Origin of the sequence: Arachnia propionica (genome assembly GCF_003932785.1) — a bacterium.
In the GTDB taxonomy this organism is placed as follows: Bacteria; Actinomycetota; Actinomycetes; order Propionibacteriales; family Propionibacteriaceae; genus Arachnia; species Arachnia propionica_B.
Genome location: NZ_RQYT01000015.1, coordinates 41,218 through 57,895 on the forward strand (window position 1 = coordinate 41,218; position 16,678 = coordinate 57,895).

At 68.8% G+C, this 16,678-nt stretch carries 12 protein-coding genes; 5 read left to right on the forward strand and 7 right to left on the reverse strand.

Annotated elements, in window-relative coordinates:
- Nucleotides 1-11 precede the first annotated feature (11 nt).
- The gene (locus EII35_RS07955; RefSeq protein ID WP_221739707.1) at nt 12-3,308 is read left to right on the forward strand and encodes a S8 family serine peptidase; all 3,297 of its coding nucleotides are present in this window, start codon (nt 12-14) and stop codon (nt 3,306-3,308) included.
- A gap of 66 nt (nt 3,309-3,374) precedes the next feature.
- Here EII35_RS07955 and EII35_RS07960 read toward each other — a convergent pair whose 3' ends face one another.
- On the reverse strand, nt 3,375-3,839 hold the full coding sequence (locus EII35_RS07960; protein WP_125227931.1) for a hypothetical protein: 465 nt from the start codon (nt 3,837-3,839) through the stop codon (nt 3,375-3,377).
- Nucleotides 3,840-3,952: 113 nt separating this feature from the next.
- Here EII35_RS07960 and ppdK point away from each other — a divergent pair, with 113 nt between their 5' ends.
- From ppdK to EII35_RS07975, 3 genes are all read left to right on the forward strand, one after another.
- A complete protein-coding gene (gene ppdK, locus EII35_RS07965; protein WP_125227932.1) occupies nt 3,953-6,607 on the forward strand; it encodes a pyruvate, phosphate dikinase in 2,655 nt (884 codons plus the stop codon).
- A 187-nt stretch (nt 6,608-6,794) separates the two neighbouring features.
- Nucleotides 6,795-8,822, forward strand: a complete 2,028-nt coding sequence (locus EII35_RS07970; protein ID WP_125227933.1) for a hypothetical protein — start codon at nt 6,795-6,797, stop codon at nt 8,820-8,822.
- On the forward strand, nt 8,822-9,451 hold the full coding sequence (locus EII35_RS07975) for an ABC transporter ATP-binding protein (protein ID WP_125227971.1): 630 nt from the start codon (nt 8,822-8,824) through the stop codon (nt 9,449-9,451). The genes EII35_RS07970 and EII35_RS07975 overlap by 1 nt, the downstream gene beginning before the upstream one ends.
- A gap of 161 nt (nt 9,452-9,612) precedes the next feature.
- Here EII35_RS07975 and EII35_RS07980 read toward each other — a convergent pair whose 3' ends face one another.
- The 6 genes from EII35_RS07980 to thiM are packed head-to-tail and all read right to left on the reverse strand — an operon-like array spanning nt 9,613 to nt 13,102.
- On the reverse strand, nt 9,613-9,894 hold the full coding sequence (locus tag EII35_RS07980; RefSeq protein WP_125227934.1) for a hypothetical protein: 282 nt from the start codon (nt 9,892-9,894) through the stop codon (nt 9,613-9,615).
- Nucleotide 9,895: 1 nt separating this feature from the next.
- The gene (locus tag EII35_RS07985) at nt 9,896-10,120 is read right to left on the reverse strand and encodes a hypothetical protein (protein ID WP_125227935.1); all 225 of its coding nucleotides are present in this window, start codon (nt 10,118-10,120) and stop codon (nt 9,896-9,898) included.
- Between the two features lie 45 nt (nt 10,121-10,165).
- On the reverse strand, nt 10,166-10,846 hold the full coding sequence (locus tag EII35_RS07990) for a TenA family protein (protein WP_125227936.1): 681 nt from the start codon (nt 10,844-10,846) through the stop codon (nt 10,166-10,168).
- A complete protein-coding gene (thiD, locus tag EII35_RS07995; RefSeq protein WP_125227937.1) occupies nt 10,843-11,667 on the reverse strand; it encodes a bifunctional hydroxymethylpyrimidine kinase/phosphomethylpyrimidine kinase in 825 nt (274 codons plus the stop codon). The genes EII35_RS07990 and thiD overlap by 4 nt, the downstream gene beginning before the upstream one ends.
- Complete coding sequence (thiE, locus tag EII35_RS08000) at nt 11,664-12,314, reverse strand: thiamine phosphate synthase (protein WP_221739709.1); 651 nt, start codon at nt 12,312-12,314, stop codon at nt 11,664-11,666. Before thiE ends, thiD begins: the two co-directional genes overlap by 4 nt.
- Nucleotides 12,311-13,102, reverse strand: coding sequence for a hydroxyethylthiazole kinase (gene thiM, locus EII35_RS08005; RefSeq protein ID WP_125227939.1), 792 nt, complete (start codon nt 13,100-13,102; stop codon nt 12,311-12,313). Before thiM ends, thiE begins: the two co-directional genes overlap by 4 nt.
- A gap of 253 nt (nt 13,103-13,355) precedes the next feature.
- Here thiM and EII35_RS08010 point away from each other — a divergent pair, with 253 nt between their 5' ends.
- A complete protein-coding gene (locus EII35_RS08010; RefSeq protein WP_312019299.1) occupies nt 13,356-16,631 on the forward strand; it encodes a S8 family serine peptidase in 3,276 nt (1,091 codons plus the stop codon).
- Nucleotides 16,632-16,678 lie beyond the last annotated feature (47 nt).

Here is a 16,678-nt window from a genome sequence, read left to right on the forward strand (position 1 = left end):
TGGGGGATCGAATGACTGAACACAACACGCTCGGAGCAGAAGGGCAAGAAGTGCAACGCAGCAGATTACTGGCCACGGTGGGGGCCTTGTCGCTCGTCATCCCGACGACGATCGTCCACGCCGATGAAACAGCCGAACCCAGCACCCTGTTGGACCTCGTGCAGGCCGCACCGTCCCACGCAGTGCCGGAGGAGGCCTCCGACCAGGTGTCCGTGAACCGGGGAAGGGTCACGGTCATCGTGGAGGTGGAGGGCGATCCCGTCGCTGTCGTCGAGGCGGAGCAGGGTGACCTCAATGAATCCGCAGAGGAAAAGCACCGCGAGACACTCAAGAAGCGGCAGGAGCAGATCATCCCAGCCATCGAGGCACTGGGCGGGACGGTCGAGAACACCATGCAGTCGGCCTACAACGGCATGCGGGTGAGCATCGATGCCGACCAGCTCGACGCCCTTCGGGGACTGAGCGGGGTCACGGGAGTTCACGCTGTGCCCACTTACGAGCGCAGCAACGTGGCCGCCGATGTGATGACGGGTGTCGCTGCCGCGTGGCAGGGAACCGGCGTCGGCGACGGGGTCACCGGCAAGGGCATCAAGGTCGCGATCCTCGACACCGGTATCGACTACACCCACGCCACCTTCGGCGGAGCGGGAACTCGTGAGGCCTTCGATGCGGCGACCAAGGACCAGACACTCACTGACTTCGGTCCTCGGGTCAAGGGTGGCATCGATCTCGTCGGGGATGAGTACACCGGCAAGAACACGCCCAAGGCCGACCCGAACCCGATCGACTGCATCCAGGCGGGCCACGGGACGCATGTGGCCGCGACGGCGGGTGGTTCCGGCGTCACGGTGGACGGCAAGACCTACACGGGTGGTTACGGTCAGGAGACCCTCGGGACTGATTTCCTTGTCGGGCCCGGATCTGCCCCGGAGGCCGACCTCTACGCCGTGCGTGTCTTCGGATGTGACGGCACCACCGATGTCGTCGTCGAGGCGATCGACTGGGCCGTGAAGAACGACATGGATGTCATCAACATGTCCCTCGGATCCCCGTTCGGGCGTCCGGAGGAGCCCGACTCCGTGGCCGCGGCCAACGCCGTCGCTGCCGGTGTCGTCGTGGTTGCTTCCGCCGGTAATTCCGGCCCTTCCCCGTATCTCACGGGGTCTCCGGCAGCCGCTCCCGGTGTCATCTCGGTTGCGGCCAACGATGCTCGCAAGGTCTTCCCCGGCCTCGAGCTGACCATGGAGGGCGACACCGTCCAGGCCGTCGCGGCGAACGGCATCCAGTTGACGCAGGCGGCCCCGCTGCACGTTCTCAAGGATGCCCAGGGGCAGCTGGGCCTCGGGTGCACCGCGGAGGAATACCAGAACATCCCCGCCGGATCCATCGTCGTGACCCGACGTGGCACCTGTGCCCGTGTGGCGCGGGCCGTGCTCGGCCAGAAGGCCGGGGCCTCGGCGGTCATCATGGTGAACAGCACTGATGAGCTTCCTCCCTTCGAGGGGCCGATCACCCAGAACCCGGACACCGGTGAGGCCTATCAGGTGACGATCCCGTTCATCGGTGTCGCCGCCAAGGATGCCGAGATCCTCGTCAAGCACGACGGGCATCAGGCGACCGGAACTCCCAAGGAGATCCCCAATCCCGGCTACTCCAACTACGCCAACTTCACCTCCAGCGGACCACGCAGCGGTGACTCGGCACTGCGGCCCAGCCTGACGGCACCGGGTGTCTCGATCGTCTCCGCAGGGGTGGGCGCGGGTACCGGCCCGCTCGTGATGTCCGGGACCTCGATGGCGGCGCCCCATGCCGCCGGTATCGCGGCCCTCGCGGTTCAGGGGCACCCGGGGTGGAGCGCCGAGGAGGTCTCCGCAGCCCTGGTGTCCACCGCTGACTCCTCGAAGGTCGCCAACTACCGCACCGTCCGGGGCGGGGGTCTCGTGGATGCCCCCGAGGCCGTCTCCACCTCCGTGTTCGCCTACGGTGACTCCACCGAGGTCAATGGCCGGACCATCCGGGACGCCGTGCTGAGCTTCGGCTACGCCGAGGTCTCCGGCACCCACACGGACACCCGCAAGGTGACCCTGGTCAACAAGGGGGACAAGGAGCAGACCTTCGCCGTCACCGTCGATCCGTCCCAGGACTCCCTGAGTGGCGGCAAGGTCACGGTGTCCCCGACCTCGGTGACGGTTCCAGCGGGCGGCACCGCCGAGGTGTCCGTCGAGGTGTCCATCTCCGCGGCGGATGTCCCGCCGGGTACCCCCGGCAAGGGCAGGTCCCCCTGGTTCAACAACGTCTCGGGCAACATCCGCTTCGCCCAGGACAACGGTACGAACCTCGCGGTTCCGTACCTGCTGGTGCCTCGGAGCCTGTCGGAGGTGACCGCCGGGCTGGTCACGACGGGGGTCGACGCCGGGCAGATCCAGCTGACCAACGCCAATGCCGCGCGTGAGGGTGACGCGAAACTGTTCACGTGGTCGTTGTCGGATGCCAAGGACCAGGATCCGGCCAAGGATCCCGGGATCGATCTGGCCAGCCTCGGGGTACAGACCATCGAGGACGGCGGCAAGCGTTACCTGGCCTTTGCCGTGAACATGCACTCGCGGTTCTCCAACCCGGCGAGCATCCGGGTGGAGATCCCCATCGACGTCGATGCGGACGGCAAGGCGGACCACATCCTGTTCTCCGCTGATCAGGGGAAGACCCTGGTCGGGACGTCCAACGGCGTGGCTGAGACCTTCCGGTACGACGCCTCGACCAAGAAGACCGCACAGACGGGTTTCCTCACCGTGGCGCCGACGGATTCCAGCACCATGATCATGCTCGTGGATCTGGCCGATCTGGGCTCCCCGAGCCGCGTCGGTTTCACCGCATCGACCTATTCCGGCGATCTCGAGGACAAGGTTGACGGGGTGGCCAGCTACGAGCCCGGCAACCGTCCGTTCGGCGATGGGCTGGAGGTCACGGTGCCGGCCTCGGGCTCTGCGAAGTTCGACGTGGCGGTCAACCGGGTTGCGGCCGAGGACCAGAAGCCGCTCGGATGGCTCGCTGTCGTCTTCGACAACGCGCAGGGTGTCTCGGAGGCACTGACCGGTGAGCTGCCGGCCGGGGTGACCCCGCCCTCTCCGACGCCGACGGCCCCGGCTCCGTCCCCGACGGTGGCGCCCACGGATCCGGCCCCGTCCCCGACGGTGGCGCCGACTGATCCGGCTCCGTCCCCGACGGTGGCGCCGACGGTCATGCCCTCGGCTCCCGTGAAGCCGACCCCGCCGCCGGTGCGGCCCGGTCTGCCTCGCACAGGCAGCTGATCACGATGAGGCCCCGGGGATCCCTCCCCGGGGCCTCTCCCGTTCCCGCGCTGGGGTTGGATGTGGTCAGATGTCGCCCGAGCTGACCTGCGGTACGGTGGGCAGCTCACACAGATGTGGTGTGGTGTCCCGGCCGAAACGGTAGTCGTAGCTCGTGCCGTCGACCTCCACGATGATCTGCCATCCTGGGATCAGGGCCTGGGTGTACGTGGCGCCGGGTTCGCCGCAACCCAGGGAACCGTCCTGCCAGGTCACGGATCTGGCCTGGGTCACGGAGGCCTTGGCCCCGTCGACACCACGTGAGTCGAGATCCGTGCGGATGGCGGCCAGATGGGTCTCTGGCGCCGTGTCGCCTTCCTCGGCGGGGCTGACGGAGGGTGACGGGGCACGTTCGGCCGTGCTGGCGATGGAGGAGGAGGTGGCTTCGGAACTTGGTGACGGGGTGGCGGCGGGCTCGGCGTTGTTGCCGCCACCACAGGCGGCCAAGGAGGCAGCCACGGCGATCAGGGTGACACGTGTTGCGGCTCTCATGCATCGAGAGTACCCGCCAACCCCCGACCGGTTCCGCCTCGGCCCACTGCACCCAGTAAGGTGGTCGGCGGACGAGGTAGTCCCAACCCAGTTTCAAAGGAGAAGGGTGCGACATGAGCGATAAGCGCTACATCTACGACCTCTCGGAGGGTGACGCCACGATGCGGAACCTCCTCGGCGGCAAGGGCGCCGGGGTTGCCGAGATGTCCCGGATCGGGGTTCCGGTTCCTGACGCCTTCACCGTGACGACGACGGCGTGCGTCGAGACCATGAACCTCGGCGGTCAGTGGCCCGAGGGATTGGCCGAGGAGATCAACGCCGGTCTGAAGCGGCTGGAGGAACGGACCGGACGCACACTCGGCGGCACCGAACGTCCGCTGCTCGTGTCGGTGCGTTCCGGCGCCGTCTACTCGATGCCCGGCATGATGGACACGATCCTCAACCTCGGCATCTCCGACGAGTCCGTGGCTGCGGTGGCCGCCGAATCCGGCAACGAGCGTTTCGCGTGGGACTGCTACCGCCGCTTCATCCAGATGTACGGCGAGGTCGTCGAGGGGGTGCCGCCCCACGCCTACGAGGACGCCCTGACCGAGCTCAAGCGCAACCGCGGGGTCGAACTCGACACCGACCTCAGCGCCGAGGACCTCAAGGAACTCGTCGACACGTTCAAGGCCATCAGCAACGAGCACCTCGGCGGGGAGTGGACCACGGATCCCGTCGAGCAGCTTCACCGTGCGGTCAACGCGGTGTTCAAGTCGTGGCTGAATCCGCGCGCCGAGGTCTACCGGCGCGCCAACAACATCCCCGCCGATCTGGGTACCGCCGTGAACATCATGCAGATGGTCTTCGGCAACCGCGGCGACACCTCCGCCACGGGCGTGTGCTTCACCCGCAACCCGTCGACGGGTGACAAGGAGCTCTACGGCGAGTTCCTCGTCAATGCGCAGGGTGAGGACGTGGTGGCGGGCATCCGCACCCCACGCCCCCTGGCCGAGATGCGTGAGGTGCTCCCTGAGGCCTACGACCAGCTCATCGCCACGATGAAGCGGATGGAGGAGCACTACCGGGACATGCAGGACATGGAGTTCACCATCGAGAACGGACAGCTGTTCCTGCTCCAGACCCGCAACGGCAAGCGGACGGCGGCAGCGGCTCTGAAGGTGGCCTCCGACCTCGTCGACGAGGGTCTCATCACGAAGGAGGAGGCGCTGCTGCGCATCGAGCCCGCCCAGCTCGACCAACTGCTGCACCCGGCCATCGACCCCAAGCACGGCCGGAAGCCGATCGCCAAGGGGCTGCCCGCGTCGCCCGGCGCGGCCGTCGGTGAGGTCGTCTTCGACGCCGACACCGCAGCCGAGCGGGGCGGCCGGGGTGAGCCCGTGGTGCTGGTGCGCTACGAGACGACCCCGGACGACATCCATGGCGTCATCGTCGCCCAGGGTGTCCTCACCGCCCATGGCGGCATGACCTCCCACGCGGCGGTCGTGGCCCGCGGCATGGGCAAGCCCTGCGTCGCCGGCGCCTCCGGCATCCACATCGACGTCAAGGCCCGGACCCTCACGGTCGGTGACCGCGTCATCGCGGAGGGGGAGGTCATCACCCTCGACGGCTCCACGGGGGACGTCTACGGCGAGGCCCTCGAACTCATCCCGCCGCGCATCAACGAGGACTTCCAGCGTCTGGTGACCTGGGCCGACGAGGTGCGTCAGCTCGGTGTCCGGGCGAACGCGGACAACTTCGAGGATGCCTCCAAGGCTCGAGAGCTGGGTGCCCAGGGCATCGGGCTGTGCCGCACGGAGCACATGTTCATGGCCCAGGATCGGCTGCCCGCGGTGCGTCGCATGATCCTGGCCGAGACCCATGCCTCACGTACCGAGGCGCTGGCGGAGATCCTGCCGATGCAGCAGCAGGACTTCGAGGGCATCTTCACCGCGATGAAGGGGCTGCCCGTGACGGTGCGGCTGCTGGATCCGCCGTTGCACGAGTTCCTGCCGAACCTCGTCGAGCAGTCCCTGCTGGTGCAGAAGCTGGAACTCACCGACGGCGACCCGGCGGAACTCGAGGCGGCCCGTGGCACGTTGGCCCAGGTCAAGCGGCTCCACGAGCTCAACCCGATGCTCGGCACCCGCGGCTGCCGTCTGGCGATGCTCTACCCGGAGATTCCGGACATGCAGGCCCGCGCCATCATCCGGGCGGCACTGGCCGTCCTGGAGCGCGAGGGCGAGACGGTCGGCGTGGAGATCATGATCCCGCTGGTGGCCCTGTCGAAGGAGCTGGAGGTCCAGCGCGGCATCGTCGAGCGCGCGGTCAAGGAGGAGCTGGAGGCCGCGGGCAAGGACCTGCCCGTCACCATCGGCACGATGATCGAGCTGCCCCGGGCGGCGCTGGTGGCGGACCAGATCGCCGAGTACGCGGACTTCTTCAGCTTCGGTACGAACGACCTGACCCAGACCGGTGTCGGCATCAGCCGTGACGACGCGGAGAACGGCTTCCTGACCCAGTACGTCATGGACCGGGTGCTGGAGCGCAACCCGTTCGAGTCCATCGACGTGGACGGCGTGGGTCAGCTCGTCGAGATCGGCGTCACGAAGGGCCGGGCCGTGAAGCAGAATCTCAAGACGGGGGTCTGCGGCGAGCACGGTGGCGATCCGGACTCCATCGAGTTCTTCCAGTCGGTGGGCCTGGACTACGTCTCCTGCTCCCCGTACCGGGTCCCGATCGCCCGGTTCGCGGCGGCGAAGGCCGTGCTGAAGCAGCGCGAGGACTGAGGCCGGACGGGTGGTCGCGACATGCCCCCGGGTGTGTCGCGACCACCGTCATCCCTGACCTGTGGTGGCTGCCGTGGTCGGGAGTTCATGCCGCCGTCCCACGGCCGAGCTGGGTGGGTTCCCACAGCGGGGCCTGCGCGGTCATGTTGCTCCAACGCGAAAGGTCCGAGACTTGCTCAACTTTGTCGTGAGGTGTCTGTTGGTCGCGTCGTGGATCGTGGCCCTGGTTCTCTCCGCTCTCACCGTCGAGGGCCGCAGCAGTGGAACACCTCTCACCAGCGATGCGGTCGTCGAGGTGACGGAGTGGCATGGGGAACAGCGGATCACCGAGCTACGGCGCGACCTGACAGCCCTCGCGGCGGCGGAGGGCGTCGTGATCGGACAGGTCGAACCTGATGTCCGTGACAACCGCGGCTCCCGCATCATGTACCTCACAGGGCCGGGGGCCGAGGGGATCATCGCCGAACCACCCCGGGTGGATTTCGGCTCGGCCATGCGGACCAGTTTCGCCCCCATGGCCGAGATCGAGTTCCAGGACCCGGTGGGGGACTGGGTGGTTCTGGGCCGTCAGGACGCGGTGCCGGTGCTGGCCGAGGCGTTGCGGTCGAGGGGCGCCACGGTCGAGACGCGGCAGAACGAGCGGTGGCCGAGGCTCGAGGTGCCCGGAAATCTCGAGATCGCGGTCGGTCTCATGATTGCCTCCTCGGCAGCGGCCCTGGTGCTCTCCCGCACCCGACGGGCAGCCATCTGTCGGCTCCATGGCGGCTCGGCGACCGGTTTCGCCGTGAAGGAGTTCGGCCCCCTCGGTGCGCTCTGGGTGGGCTCCGGGGTGCTCCTGCTGGCCGTGGGTGGCCTCTGGTTGTTGGCCACCCAGGGCGGCATCGGGCTGCTGGAGTGGGCGGCGCACAGTGCCAGCACGGGGATCTGGTTCCTGTGGTTCGCCGTTGTGGGGGCCATGGCCACGCTGGGAGCCGTGTGGCGCACCGATCTGGTCCGGGCGCTCAAGGGTGAGCTCCCCGCTCGGGGGATGATCGCCGCTTCGTGGGCGATGCGGCTGGGGGCCATCGTCCTGGCCCTTGCGGCGATCGGTCACTGCCTCTCCTTGGCGACAGCGGCAGCCAGCCGACAGCGGTCGCTGGAGGCGATGAGGTCGGTTCCCGGGGCGCATCTGATGTTCATCGGCGGCGCGCTCTACTCCAACGAGGCCCAGAACGCGATGGGAGCCGTCATGGGGCCCTGGCTGCAGGGGCAGGCGGAGTCCGGCCGGTTGCTCTTGGCCGCGCCCCGGGAAAGTCCCGTGGGTCAGTTGGTGTACGTCAACCGCCGATACCTGGCGAGCCATCCGCTCCAGCTGAGCGATGGCCGTGACGTGCGGGACGTGGTCGGGGATGATGAGGTGGCGCTCCTCGTCCCGGAGGATCGGTGGGCCGAACGCGAGCTCATCGCCGCTGATGCTCGTGAGTCCATGGAGTTCGAGGTGGGGATGGGGGCCGATGTTCCCACGGTGGTGCTCATGACCCCGGCCCGGCAGCGCCTCCCTCTCTTCGGTATTCCGGATGAGACCGCTGGTTGGTCGAGTCATTCCGCCGGCCTGGAGAGCACGTGGGTGGAGGAGCCGATCGTCCTCGTTGTTCCCAATGGCGGGTTCAATGCCTACGTCTCTGCCGCCGGCGAGGGCAGGGTGTTGTTCTTCGACGCCGAGGCGCTCATCCAGGAGATCGAGGCAGACCCCGTGCTGGCCGGTTACGTGACCAGCCTCACTCCCGTGGAGGTCCGGGCGTCGCGCCATGCGGCGGAGGCTCTCATCGCGTTCAGGATGGCCGCCCTGGAGGCGGGTATCGCCGGAGTGATCGCGCTCATGGCCGGGGCGTCCCTGGCGGTGTCCTACAGCGGGCTTCGCGGGCCATCGATCCTCGTGCGGCACCTGCATGGTCGCCATGCGCTCGGCTCCTATCGATGGCTGCTGCTCGCCGAGGTGGCCCTGGCCCTCGGAGCGCTGAGCTGGCTCCCGTGGCAGGTCATGCAACGGCGTGCCCATTTCGAGGCCTTGGTGGCGGCGACGGAGGGTGGCATCGGGCTCGGTCCGCCACCTGAACTGCGGGTGGCGGACCTCCTACCGGGAGCACTGGTGGTCCTGGTCGTCTCCGGGGGACTGGTCATGATGTTGTTCTGGGTGCATCGACGAATCATCAGGAAGGGAGTCAGTGAGGCGTGATGTTGGCGATCCAGGGACTGAAGAAGTCCTTCGGTGAGCGGGTGTTGTGGCGTGACCTCGCACTGGAGGTGGAGCGGGGCACCATGACCGCCCTGACCGGGGTCAGTGGTGCGGGCAAGAGCACGCTGCTCAACTGCATCGGGTTGCTGGAGACACCGGATGAGGGGTCCATTCGTTTCGACGGGAAGGACATCCTCGGCCTGTCCGGGGCAGCGGTGCGCCGGTTCCGCAGGGACACCCTGGGGTACCTGTTCCAGAACTACGCCCTGGTGGAGGACGCCACGGTGCTGGAGAACCTGGAGGTGGCCCTGGGGCGTCGCCGCGCCAAGGAGAACCTCGCCGACCTCATGGCCCAGGTGGGATTGACCGGTCACGAGCACAGCAGGGTCGCCACCCTGTCCGGAGGTGAACAGCAACGGGTGGCTCTCGCCAGGGTGATCGGGAAGCAGGCCGACCTCATCCTGGCTGACGAGCCCACCGGGGCCCTGGACGAGGAGAACTCCGAGGCCGTGGTCGGGCACCTGAGGCGTCTTGCCGACGGCGGGGCGACGGTGGTCATCGCCACCCACGACCCGGGTGTCCGGGACTCCTGCGACCAGGTGGTGCACTTGGACATGAACATCCCCTGAGAGGGTGCGCGGATAGGGGGATCGTGACGAGGACCGGCACGGTGGCTTCCGGGCAAGGCGGACGACGAGGAGCGCACTGGATCGTGGCAGTCGAGGAGGTCCGCTGCCAGGGGGTCACCGGGGCGACTGCAGTGGATGCGCCTGTCCGCGCGCCCTCTTGCTCAGAGAAGGTTGGTCTGGCTGACGGCGTGGATTTTCGCGGTTTCTGTGGTGACCTCGCTCCACAGGATGAGCCAGCTCTGGCCTTGGTCGGTGACGCGGATTGCCCAGACAAAGCCATGGGTCAGAATCGGTGCATCGAGACGGTGCCGTCGGGCTCGGACGTCCCCATCAGCGATCCAGCCCACGGCTTCATCGATCTTCTCCAGCAGGTTCTCACGACCCTGCTCCCAGAGCTGGTCAAGAATGGCAGCGGCTGACTCGTCCTCGATGACCTCAAACATGTCAAGAACGTTTCCTGTACTTCCGACCTTCGGTCGGGCGAGCCATCGAGGCGTTGACCTGGTCAATCAGGCCGGGAGTCTGCAGTGCTGCGATCTCGATCTCGGTGAGCACCCGTGCTGGTTCCAGCAGCAGGGCGCCACCGTCCAGCTCGGTGACCTTGAAGGTCTGTTCCTTCGGGCCCAGTGTTGCTCTCCCCCTGGCGTCGGTGACCAGTACAGCACTCATGCCCTCAAGGGTATCACCCACAGCCCTGTGAGCTCCCGGGGCTTCTCAGACCGTCCAGGCCTCCAGTTGGTGGCTGCGCTCCCAGAACAGCTCCTCGTAGCGGGTCGCGTCGACGAAGGCGGTCATCATCTGCTCGCGGGTCAGCTCGTCGGCGGCCTCCGCCGCCTCGTCGAGGAGTTCGATGGCCGTGGCCGTGGTGGCCTGGAAGGCCGGATCCGCATAGGCCGCCACCCAGGTCCCGTACGGGTGGTCCTTCACCGAGGCGGCCTTCTCGGCCAGGTCCAGTCCCACCTGCGCGTAGACCCAGTAGCAGGGCAGCACCGCCGCCACCCCGACCGGGTAGGGCTCATAGGCGACGTTGGTCTGGATGAAGTTGACGTAGCCCCTCGTGGTGGGGGAGGCGGCCTCGGCGTGCGGGGCGTCCTTGAGCAGCGGGTCGTTGAGGAGCGCGTCGTGCATCATCACCTCACCCGCGACGGCCTCCCCGGCGCTCTGTGCCCAGAAGGCCCGGGCCCGGGCGTGTGGGGCGCGGGCCGCCAACTGCGCCAGGGCCCGGGAGTAGCCGCGCAGGTAGAAGTCGTCCTGGACGATGTACTCGACGAAGCGGTGCCCCGCCAGGCTGCCGTCGGCCAGCTCCACCAGCAGCGGCAGCCGATCGATCCGCTCCCTGATGGGGGCGATGCGCTCCCAGGCCGCGGCCGAGAACTCACGGGTCGTCCAGTTCATGATGCTCCTTCGACGAGATGGTTGACCGGCCCGTGGCCGGAGTCCGGGGTGCGGGACAACCGCCAGGTGGCTCCGGCGACGATGGCCCGGTGCAGGTAGTCCCGGGCCCGCTCCACCGTCGCCACGTCCAGGACCCCGGAGCGGGCGACGCAGGCCGCCACCGCTGAACTCAGCGTGCAACCCGTGCCATGCGTGTTCCGGGTGTGGATGCGGGGACTCGTCAGCCGGATCGTGTCCTCGGGGGTGACGAGGAGGTCGGTGAGCTCGTCACCGTCGAGATGCCCGCCCTTCGCGAGCACCGCCCGCGCTCCGGCTTGAACCAGCCGCTGCGCCTGGTCGGCCAGCTCATCGGAGGAGGTCGCGGGGGCCTCGTCGAGCAGGACCGCGGTTTCCGGGACGTTCGGGGTGATGACATCGGCCAGGGGCATCAGCCGGGTACGCATCACCTCGACGGCGTCCTCGGCCAGCAGGGCGTCGCCGGAGGTCGCCACCATGACCGGGTCGAGCACGATGGTGCCGAAGTCCTTCCGGCGGGACGCGAGGAGGTCGGCCACGGCGCCCGCGACCCCCGCGTTGGTGAGCATCCCGAGCTTCGTGGCGTCGACGGCGATGTCATCGACGACCGCCGTCACCTGGTCGACCACGAAACCCGGGTCGAGCGCCTGGGCGGCCCGCACCCCCTGGGTGTTCTGCACCGTCAGACCGGCGATCGCCGCGCAGCCGTAGACCCCGAGGGCGGAGAAGGTCTTCAGATCCGCCTGGATCCCGGCGCCTCCGCTGGGGTCCGAGCCGGCGATGGACAGGGCGACCGGGGGTTTCATGGTTTCCTCCAGAGGGTGATGAGCTCGTCGGCGGCCAGGCGTGGATCGGGGGCGGCGGCGATGGCGGAGACCACGCAGATCCCGTCCACCCCCGCCTTGATGAGTGCGGCTGCATTTCCGGCGTTGATGCCGCCGATGGCGACGACGCGCAGCCCCTCCGGGCGGAGCCTCAGGAGTTCCTCCACACCGGTCAGGCCGAGGGGCGGGGCGGTGTCCGTCTTCGTCGCGGTCTCCCACACCGGGCTGAGGCCCACCACGTCGGCGAGTCCCTCCCGGGCGACGGCCAGCATCTCCTCCCGCGAACTGACGGAGATTCCGAGCAGCCGCTCAGGGCCGATGGCCGCCCGGGCCGCGCGGGCCGTGGCGTCACCCTGACCGATGTGCAGGTGGGTGCCCAGCTCGGCGGCGACCTCGACCCGGTCGTTGACGAACAACTCGGCCCCGGAGGCCCCGGCGGCGACGGCCCTCTCGATGGCCCGCTGACATGCGAGCACTCCGGCGCGGAACTCCTCGTGTGTGGCGTGCTTGTCCCGGAACTGCACCACACCGGCACCGCCCAGAACCGCCTGCTCCACCGTGGCGGCCACGTTGTCCCTTCCCCCGGCGAGTTCCGGGTCGGTCACGTAGTACAGCCGCCAGTCGGTCACGCCCGGTCCTCCACCTCGACGAGGCGAACCACTTCGTCCGGGGTCAGCGTGTACAGGGCGTCCCGCCAGGCGACCTCGAAGCTCGCGGGCCCCTTCGCGTCGCGCCCGGCGACGAGGCCAGCGGCGGCGAACAGGGCGTGGGCCGCGACGACGGCGTCGTGGGGTCGGTCGGGACTGGCCCCCAGAGCGGCAGCCACCGTCGCCCCGAGGGAGCAGCCGGTGCCGATCACCAGCGGCATGAGGGCGTGGCCGCCGCGGATCCGAGTGACCCGCCCCTGCGAGACGACGAGGTCCACCTCCCCGGAGATGGCGACCACCGTCCCGTGCTCGGTGGCGAGGGAGGAGGCGGCGTCGAGGGCGGCCTCGACGGGGTCAGTGGCGTCGACGCCCCGTCCCCCCGCGCTGGCCCCGGCGAGTCCGAGGATCTCGGAGGAGTTGCCGCGGATGCAGGCGGGGGAGTGGGTCAGCAGGCCGCGGGCCAGTGCGGTGCGCACGGGCAGGGCGCCGACCGCGACGGGGTCGAGGACCCACGGCCTCCCGGCCGCGCTCGCGGCCGCGGCGGCGCGTCGTTGGGCCCGGTGCTGTTCGGTGGAGCCGTTGCCCACGTTGATGAGGACCGCGGAGGCGATGCCGGCGAAGATCTCGGCCTCCTCGGGAAGGTCGATCATGGCGGGTGCCGCCCCGATCGCGAGCAGGACGTTGGCCGTGATCTGTGGCACCACCGTGTTGGTGAGGCAGTGGACCAGGGGCGCGGTGGCGCGCAGATTCTCGAGGATGGTGGCGACCATGTGACTCCCTTGCTTCTCCAGGTTCAACGGGTGTGTTCTCAGCCCCCTCGGGGCACCCCGGCGAGTCGCAGTCACACCCTAGCACCGGGGAGCCCGCCACTGCCGTGGCGGCCTGTCCCACCCCCTCGCTGAAAGCTCCAACTGTCTTTTCAGAGGTCAAATCGAGGTGGCTTTTTTAGGTTTGGGCAACCTAATATGCGAGCGCGCCTTGTGTGCAACAAACCCCAACGCACCGTCAAGGAAGGTGAATCGAGTGCGAAGAAAGAGAATCCTGGCCGGGCTGTCCGCCCTGGCCCTCCTCGTCGCCGGGCCGACGGCCCACGCCGACGAGCGGGACCCCAATTCCATCGAGGACCTGGTCGCGCCCTCCAACCAAGGAGCCGTTCCCGACGACGCGGGCGAGGCACTGCCCGAGCTCACCGGCGAGGTGGACCTCATTGTCCAGCTCGAGGCCGACCCCGTCGCGGTCGTCGCGGCCAAGGAGGGGGTGGAGATCACCGGCGCCAAGGCGGAGGAGGTCGCCGACAGCATCCTCGACGCCCAGGAGGGCGTGGCACGGCAGGTGTCCTCCCTCGGGGGAGAGGTGATCCACCGGATGCACTCCGCCTACAACGGGATGCGCATCAGGATCGACGCGGCCCGGATCACCGAGCTCCGCGGCATCCCCGGGGTGAAGGAGGTCCATGCGGCCCCCATCCACGAACGGGCGAACCATGACTCGGTTCCCGCCACCGGTGTCCCCGCCGTGTGGCAGGGAGGTGCCGTTCCCGGGTTGACGGGCAAGGGCATCAAGGTCGCGGTCATCGACTCCGGCATCGACTACACCCATGCCACCTTCGGCGGCGAGGGCACCTTGGACGCCTACGAGGCCGCGGTCAACGCCACCACCCCGCAGTACACCGGCCGGGTCAAGGGCGGTTACGACTTCGCCGGCGACGGCTACGACGGTCGCAACGCCCCGCAGGCCGACGAGAACCCCCTCGACTGCGAACGCAACGGCCACGGCACCCATGTGGCCGGAACCCTCGCCGGGTCAGGCGTGCTCGCCGACGGCAGCACCTACACCGGCACCTACGACGAGAACACCCACAAGCAGGAGTTCCGCGTGGGCCCGGGCGTGGCCCCCGAGGCGGACATCTACGCCCTGAAGGTCTTCGGCTGCTCCGGCGGCACCTCGCTCGCCACCGAGGCCATCGACTGGGCGGTCAAGAACGACATGGACATCATCAACCTGTCGCTCGGCTCGTCGTTCGGTCGGGCCACGGACCCGGATTCCGTGGCCGCTGCCAACGCGGTCGCCGCCGGCGTGGTCGTCGTCGCGGCCGCCGGGAACTCCGGCCCCGCGCCCTATCTCGCCAGTTCCCCCGCCGTCGCCACCGGTGTGATCTCCGTGGCGGCCAGTGACCCGCGCAAGTCCTTCCCCGGCGCGACACTGACCGTCGACGGTGCCACGGTGACGGCGATCAATGCCAACGCGTACCGGCTCATCGAATCCGGCCCCATCCATGTCATGCGCAACGATGACGGCTCCGTCGCCGACGGGTGTGACCGCGACATGTGGACCCGGGTGCCCCACAGCCATGTCGTCGTGACCCAGCGGGGCGGCTGCGCGCGGGTCCTCAAGGCCATCAACGGCCAGCGTTTCGGCGCTCTCGCGGTCGTCATGGTCAGCGACACCGACGAGCTGCCGCCTTACGAGGGGCTCATCACGCGCAACCCCGAGACCGGCGAGGCCTGGCGGGTGCGCATCCCGTTCCTCGGGGTGAAGAAGTCCGACGGGGACACCCTCGTCGCGGCCGACGGCAAGACCGTCACCTTCGCGGAGACCACCGTGGACAACCCCAACCACGGGAAGTTCGGTGATTTCAGCTCCGCGGGCCCGCGCTCCGGTGACTCCGCGATCCGCCCGAGCGTCACCGCCCCTGGCGTGACGATCCTGTCCGCCGCCGTCGGGACCGGGACCCGGGGCGAGGTCAACGAGGGAACCTCCATGGCCTCCCCGTACGCCGCGGGTGTCGCGGCGCTCGCCAAGCAGGCCCACCCCGACTGGAGCGCGCAGGAGATCGCCGCGGTCATGGTGACCACGGCTGACACCGAACGGGTCGCGGACCACACCTTCCCCCGCGGCGGCGGCATGGTGGACCCCGTTGGTGTCGTCCACTCGAAGCTCCTGGCCCTCGGCGACAGCCGGGAGGTCAAGGACACCACCGTGCGTGAATCCGTCCTCGCCTTCGGCTTCGCCGAGTTCACCGGCACCCACGAGGACACCCGCACCGTCACCCTTGTCAACAAGGGCGACGAGCCCCGCACACTCGCGGTGAGCGCCGTTCCGAGCAAGGAGTCGCTGCCTGCCCGGGTCACTCCCGGCGTCACCGAGGTGACCGTGCCCGCCAACGGCTCCGTCGACGTCCCCGTCTCCCTCTCGGTCAAGGCCGCCGACGTGCCGAGCAGCCTCGCCCGGTTCAACGACCCCAACTTCCGTGAGGTCTCCGGCAACATCCACTTCGAGGACGCCAACGGCGAGGCCATCAACATCGCCTACCTGCTGGTCCCCCGATCCCTGTCCGATGTGAAGGTCGCCACCACTGCGGTCGACGACGACACCGTCGAGCTGAGCTTCACCAACGAGGGCGGTATCAAGGCCTTCACGGCCCTGTACAACTGGGGTCTGGCGGACGCCGATGACATCCCCGAGGGCAAGGACGTGGGTCAGGACATCGCCGCGGTGGGTGTCTCCGCGGCGGGCGATGCGACGCTGATGAACCTCAGCTTCGCGGTCAACACGAGCGGCCGCTGGTCGAACGCCGCGCCCGTGCTGTTCAACGTGCTCATCGACAACGACAACGACGGTGTGGACGACTTCAGCGTGTTCAGCATCGATTCCGGCCTGATCCGGGAGCGGGCGATCAACGGTCGCCCCGAGGTGTTCGTCACCGACCTCAAGACGCAGAGGACCGTCCCCGGCAACGCGGAGACGCTGGCCCCGACGGACTCCAGCACCGTCGTGATGCAGGTCCCGGCATCCTTGGTCGGGGTGACCGGCAAGTTCACCTACACGGTCACCTCCACCAGCCTGCGCGACACCACCGCGGCCGACACGGTTGACGGCAAGGCCGTCTACGACCCCCTGAACAAGCCGTTCGCCGACGGCCGGTTCTTCGGTGTCGCGGTCGGGGAGACGAAGAGCTTCCAGGTCGACCGGAACGCCAGCTACGGCGAACAGAAGCCCCTCGGCTACATGGCCGTGGTCTTCGACAACGCCAGTGGCCGCTCCGAGGCGCTGACGGGCACCCTCGAGGTCACGCCGGCCCCGGTGCCCCCGCCGGTGTCGCCGTCGCCCGCCCCGTCCACGGCACCAACGGCCGCTCCCACGGTTGCTCCGACGGCGGCCCCGACGGCCACGCCCACGGTTGCTCCGACGGCGGCCCCGACGGTCACGCCCACGGCTGCGCCGACGACCAGGCCGACCGCCAAGCCGACGCCCATCACACCTCGCCCGGGTCTGCCCCGGACGGGAACCGAGGGCTGAGGCTGCACGTGTGACGCGGCAGGGGGGGCCCGATCCCCCTGCCGCGT

What these genes read in the sequence shown, in the direction of transcription:
- thiD (WP_125227937.1), bottom strand. Translation starts at nt 11,667, where the DNA reads ATGAAACCCCCGGTCGCCCTGTCCATCGCCGGCTCGGACCCCAGCGGA.
- EII35_RS07975 (WP_125227971.1), top strand. Translation starts at nt 8,822, where the DNA reads ATGTTGGCGATCCAGGGACTGAAGAAGTCCTTCGGTGAGCGGGTGTTG.
- EII35_RS07980 (WP_125227934.1), bottom strand. Translation starts at nt 9,894, where the DNA reads ATGTTTGAGGTCATCGAGGACGAGTCAGCCGCTGCCATTCTTGACCAG.
- ppdK (WP_125227932.1), top strand. Translation starts at nt 3,953, where the DNA reads ATGAGCGATAAGCGCTACATCTACGACCTCTCGGAGGGTGACGCCACG.
- EII35_RS07985 (WP_125227935.1), bottom strand. Translation starts at nt 10,120, where the DNA reads ATGAGTGCTGTACTGGTCACCGACGCCAGGGGGAGAGCAACACTGGGC.
- thiM (WP_125227939.1), bottom strand. Translation starts at nt 13,102, where the DNA reads ATGGTCGCCACCATCCTCGAGAATCTGCGCGCCACCGCGCCCCTGGTC.
- EII35_RS07960 (WP_125227931.1), bottom strand. Translation starts at nt 3,839, where the DNA reads ATGAGAGCCGCAACACGTGTCACCCTGATCGCCGTGGCTGCCTCCTTG.
- EII35_RS07955 (WP_221739707.1), top strand. Translation starts at nt 12, where the DNA reads ATGACTGAACACAACACGCTCGGAGCAGAAGGGCAAGAAGTGCAACGC.
- EII35_RS07990 (WP_125227936.1), bottom strand. Translation starts at nt 10,846, where the DNA reads ATGAACTGGACGACCCGTGAGTTCTCGGCCGCGGCCTGGGAGCGCATC.